The 14,590-nt window shown below is 68.1% G+C and carries 13 protein-coding genes; 4 read left to right on the top strand and 9 right to left on the bottom strand.

The window, feature by feature from the left end; genetic code table 11:
* Positions 1 to 22: 22 nt before the first annotated feature.
* From AC4EEO_RS02505 to AC4EEO_RS02485, 5 genes are read right to left on the bottom strand one after another with little or no spacing between them, the layout of a single operon-like run.
* A complete protein-coding gene (locus AC4EEO_RS02505; protein ID WP_491339794.1) occupies positions 23 to 1,474 on the bottom strand; it encodes an aldehyde dehydrogenase (NADP(+)) in 1,452 nt (483 codons plus the stop codon).
* A gap of 34 nt (positions 1,475 to 1,508) precedes the next feature.
* Positions 1,509 to 2,612, bottom strand: a complete 1,104-nt coding sequence (locus AC4EEO_RS02500; RefSeq protein WP_491339793.1) for a mandelate racemase/muconate lactonizing enzyme family protein — start codon at positions 2,610 to 2,612, stop codon at positions 1,509 to 1,511.
* On the bottom strand, positions 2,612 to 3,517 hold the full coding sequence (locus tag AC4EEO_RS02495; protein WP_018761814.1) for a 5-dehydro-4-deoxyglucarate dehydratase: 906 nt from the start codon (positions 3,515 to 3,517) through the stop codon (positions 2,612 to 2,614). Before AC4EEO_RS02495 ends, AC4EEO_RS02500 begins: the two co-directional genes overlap by 1 nt.
* A complete protein-coding gene (locus AC4EEO_RS02490; protein WP_018761815.1) occupies positions 3,514 to 4,479 on the bottom strand; it encodes an NAD-dependent epimerase/dehydratase family protein in 966 nt (321 codons plus the stop codon). Before AC4EEO_RS02490 ends, AC4EEO_RS02495 begins: the two co-directional genes overlap by 4 nt.
* A 9-nt stretch (positions 4,480 to 4,488) precedes the next feature.
* Entirely contained in the window at positions 4,489 to 5,916 is a 1,428-nt protein-coding gene (locus tag AC4EEO_RS02485; protein WP_018761816.1) for a Gfo/Idh/MocA family protein, read from the bottom strand.
* A 354-nt stretch (positions 5,917 to 6,270) separates the two neighbouring features.
* Here AC4EEO_RS02485 and AC4EEO_RS02480 point away from each other — a divergent pair, with 354 nt between their 5' ends.
* Positions 6,271 to 7,305 (top strand): LacI family DNA-binding transcriptional regulator, encoded by a 1,035-nt coding sequence (locus AC4EEO_RS02480; protein WP_109045178.1) that lies wholly within the window; start codon positions 6,271 to 6,273, stop codon positions 7,303 to 7,305.
* Here the strand turns inward: AC4EEO_RS02480 and AC4EEO_RS02475 are convergent.
* Positions 7,302 to 8,006 (bottom strand): FadR/GntR family transcriptional regulator, encoded by a 705-nt coding sequence (locus tag AC4EEO_RS02475; protein ID WP_018761818.1) that lies wholly within the window; start codon positions 8,004 to 8,006, stop codon positions 7,302 to 7,304. The genes AC4EEO_RS02480 and AC4EEO_RS02475 overlap by 4 nt on opposite strands.
* 68 nt (positions 8,007 to 8,074) lie before the next feature.
* Here AC4EEO_RS02475 and AC4EEO_RS02470 point away from each other — a divergent pair, with 68 nt between their 5' ends.
* Complete coding sequence (locus AC4EEO_RS02470; protein ID WP_018761819.1) at positions 8,075 to 9,415, top strand: alpha-hydroxy acid oxidase; 1,341 nt, start codon at positions 8,075 to 8,077, stop codon at positions 9,413 to 9,415.
* Between the two features lie 66 nt (positions 9,416 to 9,481).
* Here the strand turns inward: AC4EEO_RS02470 and AC4EEO_RS02465 are convergent, their stop codons facing one another.
* Positions 9,482 to 10,105, bottom strand: coding sequence for an ArsR/SmtB family transcription factor (locus AC4EEO_RS02465; RefSeq protein ID WP_109045177.1), 624 nt, complete (start codon positions 10,103 to 10,105; stop codon positions 9,482 to 9,484).
* Between the two features lie 80 nt (positions 10,106 to 10,185).
* The gene (locus AC4EEO_RS02460) at positions 10,186 to 11,397 is read right to left on the bottom strand and encodes an acetoin utilization protein AcuC (protein WP_491339792.1); all 1,212 of its coding nucleotides are present in this window, start codon (positions 11,395 to 11,397) and stop codon (positions 10,186 to 10,188) included.
* Positions 11,398 to 11,502: 105 nt separating this feature from the next.
* Between AC4EEO_RS02460 and AC4EEO_RS02455 the strand changes: the two genes are divergently transcribed.
* Positions 11,503 to 12,936 (top strand): TrkH family potassium uptake protein, encoded by a 1,434-nt coding sequence (locus AC4EEO_RS02455; protein WP_491339791.1) that lies wholly within the window; start codon positions 11,503 to 11,505, stop codon positions 12,934 to 12,936.
* A gap of 40 nt (positions 12,937 to 12,976) precedes the next feature.
* Positions 12,977 to 13,615, top strand: a complete 639-nt coding sequence (locus AC4EEO_RS02450) for a potassium channel family protein (RefSeq protein ID WP_018761823.1) — start codon at positions 12,977 to 12,979, stop codon at positions 13,613 to 13,615.
* A 54-nt stretch (positions 13,616 to 13,669) separates the two neighbouring features.
* Here AC4EEO_RS02450 and proC read toward each other — a convergent pair whose 3' ends face one another.
* Positions 13,670 to 14,503, bottom strand: a complete 834-nt coding sequence (proC, locus tag AC4EEO_RS02445) for a pyrroline-5-carboxylate reductase (protein ID WP_491339790.1) — start codon at positions 14,501 to 14,503, stop codon at positions 13,670 to 13,672.
* Positions 14,504 to 14,590 lie beyond the last annotated feature (87 nt).

The raw sequence follows: 14,590 nt of genomic DNA, 5'->3' as shown, positions 1-14,590 counted from the left end.
TGCAGTATGTGAGCGGGCGTTGTTACGGGAGCCGCAGTTCCCCATCCACACGGCGCGGGATCCCCAGCGGATTGTCGTCACGGAGCGCCGGGTGCAGGACGCTTTCCGGGGCGTCCTGGTAGGCGACGGGGCGCTGGAAGCGGCGGACCGCCGTCGCACCCACCGAGGTGAACAGCGAGGTGGTGGCAGGGTACGGGCCGCCGTGCTGCTGGGCCCAGTTCACGGCGACGCCGGTGGGCCAGCCATCGAACAGGACCCGGCCGGCCAGGCCGGCGAGCTGCTCCACCAGGGCGGCGATGTCCTCCTCCGGCTCTGCGTGCACGGTGGCCGTCAGGCTGCCGGGAACCTCCGCCAGGACAGCAGACAGTTCCTGCTGGTCCTTGTACTCGATGAGGATGGTGGTGGGCCCGAAGCATTCTTCAAGCAGCTGCCCGGGTCGCTCCAGGACCTTGGCCGCGGCGGTGGCGAACACCACCGGGGCAGCCCCGTTGGCTGCCGCGTCCTGGTCAACGCTGCCGCCCACCACCTGCACGCCCTCCACGGCTGCGAAGCTGCGCAGCCCGTCCGGGTAGGCTTCGGCGATGCGGCTGGTCAGCATCCCGGCCGCGGGCTTGTCCTTGCTGGCGTCCGCTACCTCGGCTGCGAAGGAGGTTCCGGCTGGGATGAACACCAGGCCCGGCTTGGTGCAGAACTGGCCGGCCCCAAGGGTGAAGGAGCCTGCCAGGCCAGCGGCGAGTTCCGCGGAGCGGGCCTTCAGTGCTGCCGCGGTGATGACCACCGGGTTGAGGCTGCCCAGCTCTCCGTAGAACGGGATGGGATCCGGGCGGGAGGTGGCGAGGTCGAACAGGGCGCGGCCGCCGGGAATGGACCCGGTGAAGCCCACGGCCTTGATGGCGGGGTCCTGGACCAGCGCCGTTCCCACCTCGCGGCCGCTGACCAGGGCGAACAGGCCTTCCGGGGCACCCGCGCCGCGAAGCGCCTCAGCCACAATCCCGGCGGTCCGCTCGGAGAGCCGCAGGTGCCCTGAGTGGGCTTTGACAACCACGGAGCAGCCGACGGCGAGGGCCGAGGCCGTGTCCCCGCCTGCCACGGAGAAGGCGAACGGGAAGTTCGACGCCGAGAAGACCGCCACCGGCCCGATGGGCCGCAGGATGCGGCGCAGGTCCGGCTTGGGCGGGGTGGAGGACGGGTCCGCGTGGTCGATGATGGCTTCAAGGTAGGAGCCCTCGGTGATCACGCGTGCGAACAAGCGCAGCTGGCCTGTGGTGCGGGCCACTTCCCCCGTCAGGCGCGGGACACCCAGGCTGGTCTCGGCATCGGCGATTTCCACCAGTTCGGCCGCGTTGGCGTCCAACGCGTCCGCCGCCGCGTGAAGCCACGCGGCGCGCTCGGCATCGGTGGCCGCAGCAGCGGTCCGGGCGGCCACCGTCGCGGCGGCGGTGAGTTCGGACAGGGAAAGCGTTGCAGTTGTCACGTCAGGTACCTGTTCTGTGGATGTGCGTCGGTGGTTAAGGTGCGTCCCGGAAACGGAAGCCCAGTCCGGGCTGGTCCGCCAGGGCCACCCTGCTGTTGGCGAACCTCACCGGCGATGGCCCGGCCAGGATCCCCAACTGTTCGAAGGATGCCTCCTCGACATCCTCCACCATGGTGGGCTCCGCCAAGGTCAATGCCAGCTGCCCGGACAGTTCCGGCAGCAGGTGCGGCATGACCTTGATGCTGTGGGTCCGTGCCAGCTCCACGATCCGCCGGAACGGGGTGATGCCGCCTACCCGGATGATGTTGGGCTGGATGATGTCCACCGCCTCCGCCTCGATGAAATCGCGGAACCGGTAGATCGTGTGCAGGTTTTCGCCAAGGGCAATGGGCACCGGCGAATGTTTGCGGAGCCTTCGGTAGGCCCAGAGGTCATCCGCGCGGAGAGGTTCTTCCAGCCATTCCAGCCCGAATTCGGCCAGTACGTCGAGGGCCCGGAAGGTGGTGGGCAGGTCCCACCGCTGGTTGGCGTCGATCATGAGCCTGCGGTCCGGGCCCAGGACGGAACGGACGGCGGCAACGCGTTCGCGGTCCTCGCGGAGGTCCGGCTTGCCCACCTTGATCTTCACTGCCTGGTGGCCGGCGGCAACCCAGCGTTCGGCCTGCGCCACCAACTCTTCCAGGGTGTAGTGCAGGTTCACGCCGGAACCGTAAACCTCGGCTGACTCCTGCCGCTGGCCCAGCAGGCCCGTGACGGACATGCCGGCACGGCGGGCCTGCAGGTCCCACAATGCAAGGTCCACACCGGCCATGGCAATGGTGGTGAGCCCTCCGCCGCCGGCCTCGTGCAGCCGCTTCCAGAGCACGTCCCACACACCCTCGGGGGTTGCGGGCAGCCCGGCCACGAAAGGGGCGATGTCGTGGTCAAGCAACGCCTTGACTGCCTGGGGACCGATGGTAGGCGTCCAGGAGAAGCCAAAGCCCGTGCCGCCGTCGTCCGTGGAGATCTCGGTGGCGATCACGTGGTTCTCCGGTGCCTCCGCACCCCAGCTGCGGCGCAGCGCAACGGTAAGGAGCCTCATCGACAGGCCGGTGATGCGCGGGACGGTGCGGACGGTTTCGGCCGCCGGTGCGCTCATCAGTGTCCGGCCAGCTCGTAGCCCTTGGCCAGGATGGCCTTGAGCTCCACGAGCTGCTCCTCCGTGGGATCCACCAGCGGCGGCCGCACGGGGCCCACCGGAAGGCCGCCCAGGCGCAGGCCGGCCTTGATCAGGGAGACGCCGAACCCGGGCGTCTGGTCGCGCAGGCGGACCAGCGGCGCGTAAAAGCCCTCCAGCAAGGCATTGCGGCGGTCTTCATCCCCGGATACGTAGGCGTCGTAGTACGCCTTGGCGATCTCCGGCGCCATCGCGAATGCTGCCGACGAATACAGCGGGATCCCCAGGCCCCGGTAGGCGCCCTGCGTCAGTTCCGCCGTGAGCAGGCCGTTGAAGAACGCAAACTCCTCCCGGCCGGCAGCCTTGACGGCGGACACGATTTCCTGGGCAAGGCCGACGTCGCCCAGGCCGTCCTTGAAGCCGATGACCTTGGGATTGGCGGCCAGCTTCGCCATGGACGCGGCGGTGAACTTTGCATTGCCGCGGTGGTAGACAATGACCGGCAGGCTGCTGGCATCGGCGACAGCCTCGATGTAGGCCACCAGGCCGTCGGTGGGTCCGGTCACCAGGTAGGGCGGAAGCACCAGGAGGGCGTCGGCGCCGGCTTCCTCGGCCACCCGGGCGGCAGCGAGGGCGTGGCCCAGCGGTCCACCCGCCCCGGCCACCACGGGGACCTTTCCGGCGACGACCTCGACGGCGGCCGCCACCACGGTGCGGACCTCGTCGATGCTGAGGGCATGGAATTCACCAGTGCCGCAGGCAGGGAAGACGCCGCCCGGGCCGTAGGGCAGCCGGGAGGCGATGTGTTCCTTGAGCAGTGCGACGTCAACGGCGCCTTCGGCCGTGAACGGGGTGACGGGAAAAAACAGTACGCCGTCGAATTTCATGGTGTCTCCTTGCTTCCGCCGCCGGCAGTGACCAGCGCGGAAGCCTCGTCGTTGAGGGTGTGGCGGGACGTGAGTTCGGTGCGCCAGCTGCGCCGCGGCTGCCAGCCCAGGAGTTCCTGTGCCTTGGCGATGGAGAACGCGGGGCTGGTCCCGGTCAGGCCTGCACTGATGTCTTCGCTGCCCGGCAGGAAGCGGGGCATGAGCTCGGCCAGCGGCGCGGTTGCCAGGGCGTCCGCGGCGCCGACGAAGAAGGTTTCGCCGTTGGGAATATCCGTCATTTTCCGGAGCAGCAGGTCAAGGAAGTCCGCCACATCCCGGGCGTCCACGTAGTTGAACAGGGCCGGTGCGGAGAGGGCGGGATCGGCCAGGCGTTCAGCCAGGGTGTGGCCCTGCTGCGTGGGCGCCCCCTCCCATTCCTCCGGTGAGATCACGAAGCATGGGCGGAATGCCGCATACCGGATCCGCTCACCCTGGGCAGCGGCGAACATCTGCACTGTCTGTTCGGCGATGAGCTTGGACAGCGCATAGGCGTTCCAAGGCTTCGGCGGCGTCCGCTCATCGAGCGGGAACGACGACGGAAGCCAGCCCGCGGGCGAGCCATAACCGAGCACGGTGGGGCTGCTGGCGGTGATGATTTTCGGGACGCCAAGCTCGGTAGCCGCGCTGATCACGGCGAAGGCGAGCCTGGTGTTGGTGGCGAAGATGACGTCCTCCGGCGCGCTGAAAGGGACGGCGATCGCTGCAAGGTGGATGACGGCGTCGGGCCTTGACTCCCGGAGGAGGCGCAGCGCCTCGCCCGGCGCCAGGAGGTCGGCGGTTTCCTGCACGACGCCGGGCGGCAGCTGGCCGGCGGGCACGGCGTCCCGGTCCACGGAGACCACCTCGTGGCCCGCCTGGGCGAGCCCCGCGACAACACTGCGTCCCAGGCGGCCGGAGCCGCCGGTAACGAATATCCTGCTCATGGTTCGTCCCTACTTGCCGCGGCGGAGATCGACGCCGAGGTCCAGGTCCTCCACGCGGATGGGCAGCGAGGTCTCGAGCGACTGGTTGCCGGCGATGCCCACGGATACCGAACGCAGCCCGTCGAGGTAGCCGGAGGGGCGGCCCAACGGGTCTTCACCCGGGCCGTTGAAGAGGTCCGAGAGCAGGAGCTCATCGCCCCCGCCGTGGCCGCCTTCGCCATTGACGATCGGGACCTCGTACGCGGCCTCCCAGTGGCGTTGGACCACCAGCCGTTCGCCGTTGCGGCGGACGGCGTCCTCTTCCTCCACGGGGGTTGCGCTCGGGTCCACCACTGTCTTCTTGTCTGTGCTGTGCAGGACGGCGGCGCGTTCCACCACTTCAAGCTCAGCCCGGCCTTCCGTGCCGTTGACCGCCACCCGGTACCCTTCCCACGGGCTGTGCGCGTTCAGGGAGTAGCTCAGGCGCGGCCCGCCCTGGTACTCAACCACCAGTGCCAGGTTGTCCTCGATGGTGATGCCGCCGGTGAAGACGTCCTGGTCGCGGCGGTAGCCGTCGTAGTGTTCGTTGTCCAGGAAGAGCGCTTTGAGCCGTTCGTCCTCGCGGAGGTCCAGCGCGAACGGGTCCTTGTCACCGGCGGGCGCACCGGCGTCGGGCGTTCCGCGCTCGGGGCGGGGGCCCAGCCCGCGTTCGGCGGCGTTCTTGTCGCCATAGAATTTCAGGCCGCCGGAGGCGAAGACGCGCTCCGGGACGTCGTCGATCCACCAGTTGACGAGGTCGAAATGGTGGGACGCCTTGTGGATGAGCAGGCCGCCGGAGTTCTTCTTCTCGCGGTGCCAGCGGCGGAAGTAGTCAGCGCCGTGGACCGTGTCCAGGACCCAGCTGAAGTCGATCGAGGTGACCTTGCCGATCACGCCGCTCTGGATGATCTCCTTCAGGGCGCTGTTGCGGGGCGAGTAGCGGTAGTTGAACGTCACCACCACATTGCGGCCGGTTTCCTGGACCGCTTTGGTGATGCGGCGGCAGCCCTCGGCATCGATGGTGAGCGGCTTTTCCACCACTACGTCCGCGCCGGCCCTGAGGGCTTCGACGATGTAGTCGGCGTGGGTGTAGTCCGGAGTGGTCACCACGACGCGGTCAATGTGGTTGGCCTGGATAAAGGCCGTCAGGTCCGCCGGATCGAACGAGGCAATGGGGCCGGGAGCGCCGAGTTCCTGGATGAGGCCCTGGTAGAACTCCACGCGGCCGGGGTTCACGTCCGAGAACGCGACCAGTTCCGCGGTGTCGGCGTGCTTGCCGAACACTGCGCGGATGTACATTTCAGAACGCCCTCCGGTGCCCACCAGGGCAAGGCGCGCCTTGCGGCCGTCGGAGGTGGGGCTGCCGGCAGCCGTATGGGGAGCAGCTGCGGCCGACGTCGTCTCGGCTGTGTTGACCATGTGGGGGTCCCTTTCGAAAGCTCATTGCCCGGCCGCCGGGGCGGCCGCTGCGGTTCGGCGGTGGCACTCTGCTGCACCTGCCTGAGAAAGCGTTTTCTCAGTTCGCTATAGAAGTTGTATCAACCCGCCCGCCCATCCGTCAACCACTCCGGGCGCTAACAGAAAGCGTTTTCTGAGCAAGCGCGCAGCGCTGGAGCCCTCCCCGGCGGAAAACTGCCGGGAAAAGGATAGAAATCGCTTTCCGGCTGCCGTATATGCTGTCTTCCAAAAGCACCTGCCACCCGGGGCTTGTTGGCCCGGCGCCTAACGCAGCCGGCAGCATCCGTCCGGAGTGGCGCGACAGAAGGGTTCCCCATGGCCAGGAAATCGGCAAGCGGCCGGATCGGCATCGCGGATGTCGCCGTGAAGGCAGGAGTCTCACACGCCACGGTTTCGCGTGTCATGAACGGGAACTTCACCGTGGACCCGGACATCGCCGCCAGGGTCCGCGCAGCCGCCGCCGAACTGAAGTACCAGCCCAACCCGGTGGGCCGCAGCCTCGCACTGGGAAAGACGGACACCATCGGCATCGTGGTGCCGGATCTGGCCAACCCCACGTTCCAGGCGATCCTTCGCGGCCTCAGCCGGGCCGCGGCACAGGACGGCTACCGGGTGCTGATCGCGGATTCGTTCGAGGTTTCCAGCGAGGAGTCCATCCTGGCCGGCGAAGCGCGCCGCCGCTGCGACGGACTGGTCCTCTGCGCCCCCCGCATGTCCGACGCCGAACTAACGGAGATCGCGCCGTCCCTGCACCCGCTGGTGCTGATCAACCGCACCACGGACGCGCCGGACGTGCCCAGCCTGGTGGTGGACTACGGGCAGGGCGTCCAGGACATCGCCGGACACCTGGTGGAGCTGGGGCACACCCGGCTGGCCTTCCTGGCAGGGCCTCCGCGGAGCGCATCCAACGGCATGCGGCTCAAGGGCCTGGAGGCTTTCAAGGCCGCCCACCCGCAGGTGGAGGTAACCATGCTTGAGGGCGGCTCGGACTTTGACACGGGACATGAAGCAGTTGACGCGGTCCTGGCGAGCGGGGCCACCGGCATCCTCGCCTTCAACGACCTCGTGGCCATGGGCCTGATGAGCGGACTGCATGAACGGGGCCTGGACGTGCCCGGCGACATCTCCGTCACCGGATTCGACGACATCCCCTTCGCCAAGTACACGACGCCGGCGCTCACCACCGCGGCCGTCCCCATCACCGAACTGGGCGAGCAGGCCTGGCACCAGCTCCGGGCATTGATCCGCAAGGAAGGGAACGAGGTGCCCGGCAGCCGGTTCCAGCCGCGGCTGGAAGTCCGGGCCAGCAGCGGCCCGGCCAAGGCGCCACGGAGCGCCGTCCACGGCTAGGGTTCCCGGGACCCGGCCCCCAGGCCCGCTTCCCGGTAATACCCCTCGATGTGTGCCGCCACCAGTTCCGCCGCCCGGCCGCCGTCGCCCTTCCGGACCGCGGCAAGGATGGCGTGGTGCTCAGCGCGCAAACGGGAGGCGGTGGCGTCCCAGTCGGGCAGGTTAGACGTCAGCTCTGCGGCGTAGCCCTGGATAGCCTCGCGGAGGGATCCCATCATGGCGCTGACCACCGCATTGCCGGCGGCGTTGGCCAGCGCGAAATGGAAGCGGACATCGAGGGCCAGGAAGTCACCGACCGACAGGCCTTCCGCCTGGTCCATCCCGGCCAGCAGGGCCGCGGCCTCGTCGAGTTCGGGGGCATCCGGCCGTGCCTTGCCCGCAGCCCAGGACTCCAGCAGGACGCGGGTCTCCACAATGTCCGCCACGGGCAGGTGCTGGGTGGCAACGTGCAGGCGGAGGGCGGAGCCGAGCGCCGCGGTGGGATCGGAGATGACCACCGTCCCGGCATCGGGGCCGGACCCAACACCCGCGCGGACCACGCCCATCGCCTCGAGGATCCGGATGGCTTCCCGCACGGACGTCCGGGAGACCGTGAGCTGCTCGGCCAGGGTCCGTTCGGCAGGCAGCCTGCCGCCGACGGCCAGCCGGCCGGCAGAGAGTTGGTCCTCGATCCACGCCAGGACCAGCTGATGGGTTCGCATACGGCCAATGGTAGTTGATGTGGTTGGACCACATGGCCTACAGTGTGGTTGGACCACAGGAGGACGCCATGACCCACATCATCCAGCCCGGCAACCCGGAGGCCGCCCCGGCCCCGGACACCACGGACATCCCGGCAGCGCACGCACCCGCCAAGGCGCCGGCGTCGTCCGACGTGCCCCCCGCCCTGAAGCGCCGCGTGCCCAAGTACTCGGACCTCGCTCCGCTGATGCAGTTCAAGAAGCCGGAGTTCAGCAAGGATGCCCGGCTCAAGCGGGCCAGCACCATCTGGGAACTCCGGGACATCGCCAAGCGGCGTACTCCGCAAGCTCCCTTCGACTACACGGACGGAGCAGCCGAGGAGGAAATTACCCTCCGCCGGGCCCGCCAGGCCTTCCTGGACATCGAATTCCGGCCCGGGATCCTGCGGAACGTCTCTGCCATCGACCTCAGCACCACCATCCTCGGCAAACCGTCCCGGCTTCCCGTCGGCATCGCCCCCACCGGATTCACCCGGATGATGCAGTCCGAGGGCGAATACGCCGGGTCCCGGGCCGCCGAGTCAGCGGGCATCCCCTACACGCTCTCCACCATGGGCACCGCGTCCATTGAGGACGTGGCAGCAGCCGCACCCAACGGCCGGAACTGGTTCCAGCTGTACCTGTGGACGGACCGCGACCGTTCGCTGGAACTGATCGAGCGCGCCGCCAAGGCCGGCAACGACACCCTCATGGTCACCGTGGACACAGCCGTGGCCGGTGCACGCCTCCGCGACGTCCGCAACGGCATGACCATCCCGCCGGCACTGACCCTGAAGACTGTCCTGGATGCCTCCTACCGGCCGGCCTGGTGGTTCAACTTCCTCACCCACGAGCCGCTGACCTTCGCCTCGCTCTCGCGCTACACCGGCACCGTGGCGGACCTGATCAACTCCATGTTCGATCCCACGCTCACCTTCGAGGACCTGGACTGGCTGCGCGACACCTGGAAAGGCAACCTGGTGGTCAAGGGCATCCAGACGGTGGAGGACGCCCGCCGCGTCGTGGACCATGGCGCAGACGGCGTGGTGCTCTCCAACCACGGCGGCCGCCAGCTGGACCGGGCCCCCATCCCGTTCCACCTGCTCCCCGAGGTCAAGGAGGCCTTCACCAAGGACCACACGGACGCGGCCATCATGCTGGACACCGGCATCATGAGCGGCGCCGACATCGTGGCCGCCCTTGCCCTTGGCGCGGACTTCACCCTGATTGGGCGCGCCTACCTCTACGGCCTGATGGCCGGCGGACGGGCCGGCGTGGACCGCGCCCTGGAGATCCTGGAAAAGGACATGGCACGCACCATGGCGCTGCTGGGCGTCAGTTCCGTTTCGGGGCTCACGCCGGACCACGTGCGGCTGCTGGGCAAGCACTGAGCCGGGGGCCGGTGGCTGGGCGTGCCGAAACCCGGGTTTCGAGGCACCCAGCCGCCGGCGTCCACCCTATTTCTTGCGGCCGAACTTGGGCAGGTTGGGGAGGTTTGCCAGCAGGTCCGCGGCTTTGGTGGCCGCGCGGCCAACACTGCGTCCGATCTGCTGCGGAACGCTGTCATCGCTCAACGGGGCGGCTGTTCCGCCGGGAATGACGACGGCGGGGCTCAGTTCTGCTCCCTCGCGCGCCAGGACGCCCGCCGCGGCATCCTCCTGGCGAGGCGCCACATGCCCCGGCACGACGGCGGCGGGTGCCTCCGCCGGGCCCGCCGCGGCGGCCGCTGCTGGCCGGCCCTTCGCCGCTGATGCGGTGTTCCCTGCATCGCCGTTCTTTGGTGAGGCGCTGGTTGGCGAGGAGGCAGCTTTGGCGGCCGTGCCGACGTCGAATGTCTCCAGCCAGCTTGCGATGCCCTCCAGCGGACCCCGGTTCAAGGCGTAGTACCGCTTCTGGCCCTGCGCGCGCATACTGACCAGCTGCGCTTCCCGCAGGACCTTCAGGTGCTTGGAAATGGTGGGCTGGCTGGCGTCCAGTTCCTCCACCAGCTCCCCCACTGCTTTGTCCCCCGCCCGGAGGGCCACCAGGATCTCCCGCCGGGTGGATTCCGCTATGACGGCAAATACGTCGTCTGTCACCATGCCTCCCACCCTAGCGACATATACGCCGAAAGGCATCAACTATTTCGGTACCCCAGTGCTCCGGTGCACCGCCGAAGCCGCTAGTCGAACCAGGGGTCCAGCCCGTGCAGGGGGAACACCGCCTTGCGGGTCGCCATGACGGTACGGTCCACGGCGTCGTTGGGGTCGAAGCCCACTTCCCAGGACCGCCACCACAGCTCCACATCATCCCCCATCAGCGCGGGGGCCACTGTCCCGAATTTCTCCGCCACATAGTGCCGCCAGTCTTTCGGGACGGCGGTGCGCAGCGGCACTGGCCGTCCGGCTGCGATCGCCACCAGGTGGCTCCAGGACCGCGGCACCACATCCAGGACGTTGTAGCCGCCGCCGCCGGTGGCGATCCACCGGCCCCCGCAGAACCGTTCGGCCAGGTTTGCGACGGCGTTCGCGGCCTCGCGCTGCCCGTCGACACTGAGGTTGAGGTGGGTGAGGGGGTCGCTGCGGTGTGAATCGCAGCCGTGCTGGCTCACGATGACCTCCGGTTCGAACGCGCCCACCAGTTGCGGCACGATGGCGTAGAACGCCCGGAGCCAGCCGGCGTCCCCGGTGCCGGCGGGCAGGGCAACGTTGACGGCTGTTCCCTCCGCTGCGGGGCCGCCGATCTCGTTGGCGAACCCTGTTCCGGGAAAGAGGGTCAGTCCTGTTTCGTGCAGCGAGAGCGTCAGGACCCGGGGATCGTCCCAGAAGATGTTCTGCGTTCCGTCGCCGTGGTGGGCATCGACATCGATGTAGGCCACTTTTCCCACGCCGCCGTCGAGGAGCCGCTGGACGGCAAGGGCGGCGTCGTTGTAGATGCAGAATCCACTGGCACGGTCCCGGGCGGCGTGGTGCATGCCGCCGCCGAAGTTGACCGCATGCACTGCCCAGCCCTCCAGCACGCCCTGGGCGGCCATCAGGGATCCGCCGGCAAGCCGCGCCGCGGCCTCATGCATTCCCGCGAAAGCCGGGTCATCCTCGGTCCCCAGCCCCCGGGACTCGTCCGGCCGGGAGGGGTCGGCGCTGACCCTGCGCACCGCCGCGACATAATCCACCGAGTGAACCGCTTCCAGTTCCGCGTCGGAGGCGGTCTCCGGCGCCTGCACGTCCACATGGTCCAGGTCGAAGAGCCCCAGGCTGCGCGCCAGGCGGGCCGTCAGGTCCATCCGTTCCGGTGCCATGGGGTGGCCCGGACCAAAGTTGTAGGCAGTCATGTCAGGGCTCCACGCCACCATCGTCGGCGGCGCGGGCTGGCTTAGACCGGGCAGATATGTCATCAATCACAGGCTACCCGAGCCCGCCGGACTCCCAGCCGGGCCATGAAGCCGGGCTTTAGTGGTTTACTACTGGGGGAAGCAGTTTCGACCGAGGAAAAGCCACACATGACGCAGAGCCAGTCAAGGCCCCGGACCCCGGCCAGCTGGCACCCCCCAGCGCAGGAGCGGGAGGGCCTCTGGATCTTCACGCGGCTTCGCGACTTCATCGACGACATCGCCAACACCTCCCCTGCCAGGCTTGCCCTGACGGCGTTCGCCGCGGTCTGCATGGTGTTCACGTTCCTGCTGTCCCTGCCCATGGCTTCGGCCAACGGAACCGCCACCCCCATCCACGAGGCCCTGTTCACCGCCGTCTCGGCCGTCTGCGTGACGGGACTAACGGTGGTGTCGACGGCGGTGCACTGGTCCTTCTTCGGCCAGCTGGTGATCCTGGTGGGCATCTTCATCGGCGGTTTGGGTACCTTGACGCTGGCCTCGCTGCTGGCGCTGATGGTGAGCAAGCGGTTGGGGGTGCGCGGGAAGATCATTGCCGCCGAATCCATGAACAACGCCGGCCGCCTCGGTGAGGTGGGCACCCTGCTCCGGATCGTCATCACCACCTCCGTGGTCATCGAGGGCGTCCTGGCCCTGGCGCTCGTTCCCCGGTTCCTGACCCTGGGCGAGCCCTTCTGGCAGTCGGTGTGGCATGGCGTCTTCTATGCCATCTCGTCGTTCAACAACGCCGGCTTCACCCCGCACTCGGACGGTATCGTGCCCTACGAGACGGACCTGTGGATCCTTATCCCGCTGATGGTGGGCGTCTTCCTGGGCAGCCTGGGCTTCCCCGTGGTGATGGTCCTCCAACAGAACGGCTTGAACTGGAAAAAGTGGAACCTGCACACCAAGCTCACCATCCAGGTATCGCTGATCCTCCTGGTGGCCGGGGCGTTCCTCTGGGCGCTGATGGAGTGGGACAACGTCCGGACCATCGGCACCATGGATGTGGGCGACAAGATCACCCACGCGCTGTTCGCCTCCGTCATGACGCGTTCCGGCGGCTTCAACCTGGTGGACCAGAACCAGATGGATTCCACCACCATGCTGCTGACGGACGCCCTGATGTTCGCCGGCGGCGGTTCCGCGTCGACGGCGGGCGGCATCAAGGTCACCACCATCGCTGTGATGTTCCTGGCCATCGTCGCGGAGGCCCGCGGTGACGCGGACGTCAAGGTCTACGGCAGGACCATCCCGCAAGGAAGCATGCGGGTGGCCATCTCGGTGATCGTGGCCGGCGCCACCCTGGTGTCAGTGTCCGCTTTCCTGCTCCTGGCCATCAGCGGCCAGTCGCTTGACCGGGTGCTGTTCGAAACCATTTCCGCGTTCGCCACGGTGGGCCTGAGCACCAACCTCAGCGCCGAGGTGCCCCCTGCCGGCGTCTACGTCCTCGCGGCCCTGATGTTCGCGGGCCGCGTGGGAACCGTGACCCTCGCAGCCGCCCTGGCCCTGCGCCAGCGCAGCCAGTTGTACCACTACCCCGAAGAGAGGCCCATCATTGGCTAGTTCCACAGACGCCCCGCGGCGCCCCGCCCACAACGCCCCGGTGCTGGTGATCGGGCTGGGCCGCTTCGGATCATCCACGGCAGAGCAGCTGGTCAAACAGGGCCGGGAAGTACTCGCGATCGAACGCGACCGGAACCTGGTGCAGAAATGGGCCCCGCTCCTGACCCACGTGGTGGAGGCTGACGCCACCAACATCGACGCGCTGCGCCAGCTGGGCGCGCAGGAGTTCAGCTCCGCGGTGGTGGGGGTGGGGACGTCCATCGAGTCCTCTGTGCTGATCACCGTCAACCTGGTGGACCTGGGAATCGAACACCTCTGGGTCAAGGCAATCACCCCCTCGCACGGCAAGATCCTGACGCGGATCGGGGCCAACCACGTGATCTACCCGGAGGCCGACGCCGGAGTCCGGGCAGCGCACCTGGTCTCGGGCAGGATGCTGGACTTCATCGAGTTCGACGACGACTTCGCCATTGTGAAGATGTACCCGCCGCGCGAGACCGTGGGGTTCACGCTGGACGAGTCGAAGGTCCGCTCCAAGTACGGTGTGACCATTGTGGGCGTGAAGTCCCCGGGCGAGGATTTCACCTACGCCCGGCCCGAGACCAAGGTGTCCTCGCGGGACATGCTCATTGTCTCCGGGCACGTCGACCTGCTGGAACGGTTCGCCGCCCGGCCATAAGGTCCCCCGGTGGTTGGGCTTGCTGAAACCGGATTTCGACAAGCCCAACCTCCGTTACCCAAGCTGCTTGGTGATTTCCGCCGCCCGGTCCGCTGCCGCCTTGGCGCCGGCGGCGATGATGGCCGGGATGCCCTGTTCGTCGAACGTGGCGATGGCCCGTTCCGTGGTGCCGTTGGGGCTGGTGACCGCTTTGCGCAGCGCGGAGGGATCCGCCCCCGGTTCGGCGAGCATGAAGCCTGCGCCGGCCACCGTTTCGCGGGCAAGGAGCAGGGACAGCTCGCGGTCCAGGCCCAACTCCTCCCCCGCCGACGCCATGGCCTCGGCCAGGTAGAAGGCGTACGCCGGGCCCGAGCCGCTGATCGCTGACAGCGCATCCACCTGCTCTTCGGGCACTTCGACCACCGTCCCGGCGCCCTGCAGGATGTCCTTGACCTTCCGGAGCTGCTCGGGAGTGCAGTGGGTTCCCGGCGAGACGGACACCACGCCGCGGCCCAGCTTTGCCGGCGTGTTGGGCATGGTCCGGATGACCGGCTGGCCGGCGGGGAGCGCGGCTTCGAGCTGGGCGATGGATACTGCCGCGGCAACGCTGACCACCACGGCATCCGGCGAAAGGGCCGGGCCGATCTCCCGGGCCAGGTCAGCAATTCCCACCGGTTTGACGCCAAGGATGACGACGGCGGATCCCTTGGTGGCCTGTTTGTTGTTGTCTGGTTCTTCCTCGCCGGCGATCGCGGTAATACCCGGGTACCGTTCGGCGAGTTCCGATGCGCGCTCCGCGCGGCGGACGGTGGCCACCACATCCCCGGGGTCCGTCCCGGCCTCCAGCAGGCCGGCAAGAATGGCCTCGTTCATGGATCCACAGCCAATGAATGCAATTCGGTTGCTCATGCCTCCATCATTGCAGTACGCATGCATTCACAGGCAACTCCCATGTTCAGCGCAGGCAGCGCACAACTTGGGGTCCTAACGTAGTTA

It is taken from the genome of Pseudarthrobacter sp. MOO13 (genome assembly GCF_058267655.1).
This window is presented reverse-complemented; position numbering and strand designations above follow the sequence as displayed.

Bases quoted from the DNA above. Each gene is read 5' to 3' on its own strand.
- AC4EEO_RS02480 (WP_109045178.1), top strand. From the start codon at position 6,271: ATGGCCAGGAAATCGGCAAGCGGCCGGATCGGCATCGCGGATGTCGCC.
- AC4EEO_RS02500 (WP_491339793.1), bottom strand. From the start codon at position 2,612: ATGAGCGCACCGGCGGCCGAAACCGTCCGCACCGTCCCGCGCATCACC.
- AC4EEO_RS02465 (WP_109045177.1), bottom strand. From the start codon at position 10,105: ATGGTGACAGACGACGTATTTGCCGTCATAGCGGAATCCACCCGGCGG.
- AC4EEO_RS02485 (WP_018761816.1), bottom strand. From the start codon at position 5,916: ATGGTCAACACAGCCGAGACGACGTCGGCCGCAGCTGCTCCCCATACG.
- AC4EEO_RS02460 (WP_491339792.1), bottom strand. From the start codon at position 11,397: ATGACATATCTGCCCGGTCTAAGCCAGCCCGCGCCGCCGACGATGGTG.
- proC (WP_491339790.1), bottom strand. From the start codon at position 14,503: ATGAGCAACCGAATTGCATTCATTGGCTGTGGATCCATGAACGAGGCC.
- AC4EEO_RS02455 (WP_491339791.1), top strand. From the start codon at position 11,503: ATGACGCAGAGCCAGTCAAGGCCCCGGACCCCGGCCAGCTGGCACCCC.
- AC4EEO_RS02490 (WP_018761815.1), bottom strand. From the start codon at position 4,479: ATGAGCAGGATATTCGTTACCGGCGGCTCCGGCCGCCTGGGACGCAGT.
- AC4EEO_RS02475 (WP_018761818.1), bottom strand. From the start codon at position 8,006: ATGCGAACCCATCAGCTGGTCCTGGCGTGGATCGAGGACCAACTCTCT.
- AC4EEO_RS02470 (WP_018761819.1), top strand. From the start codon at position 8,075: ATGACCCACATCATCCAGCCCGGCAACCCGGAGGCCGCCCCGGCCCCG.
- AC4EEO_RS02495 (WP_018761814.1), bottom strand. From the start codon at position 3,517: ATGAAATTCGACGGCGTACTGTTTTTTCCCGTCACCCCGTTCACGGCC.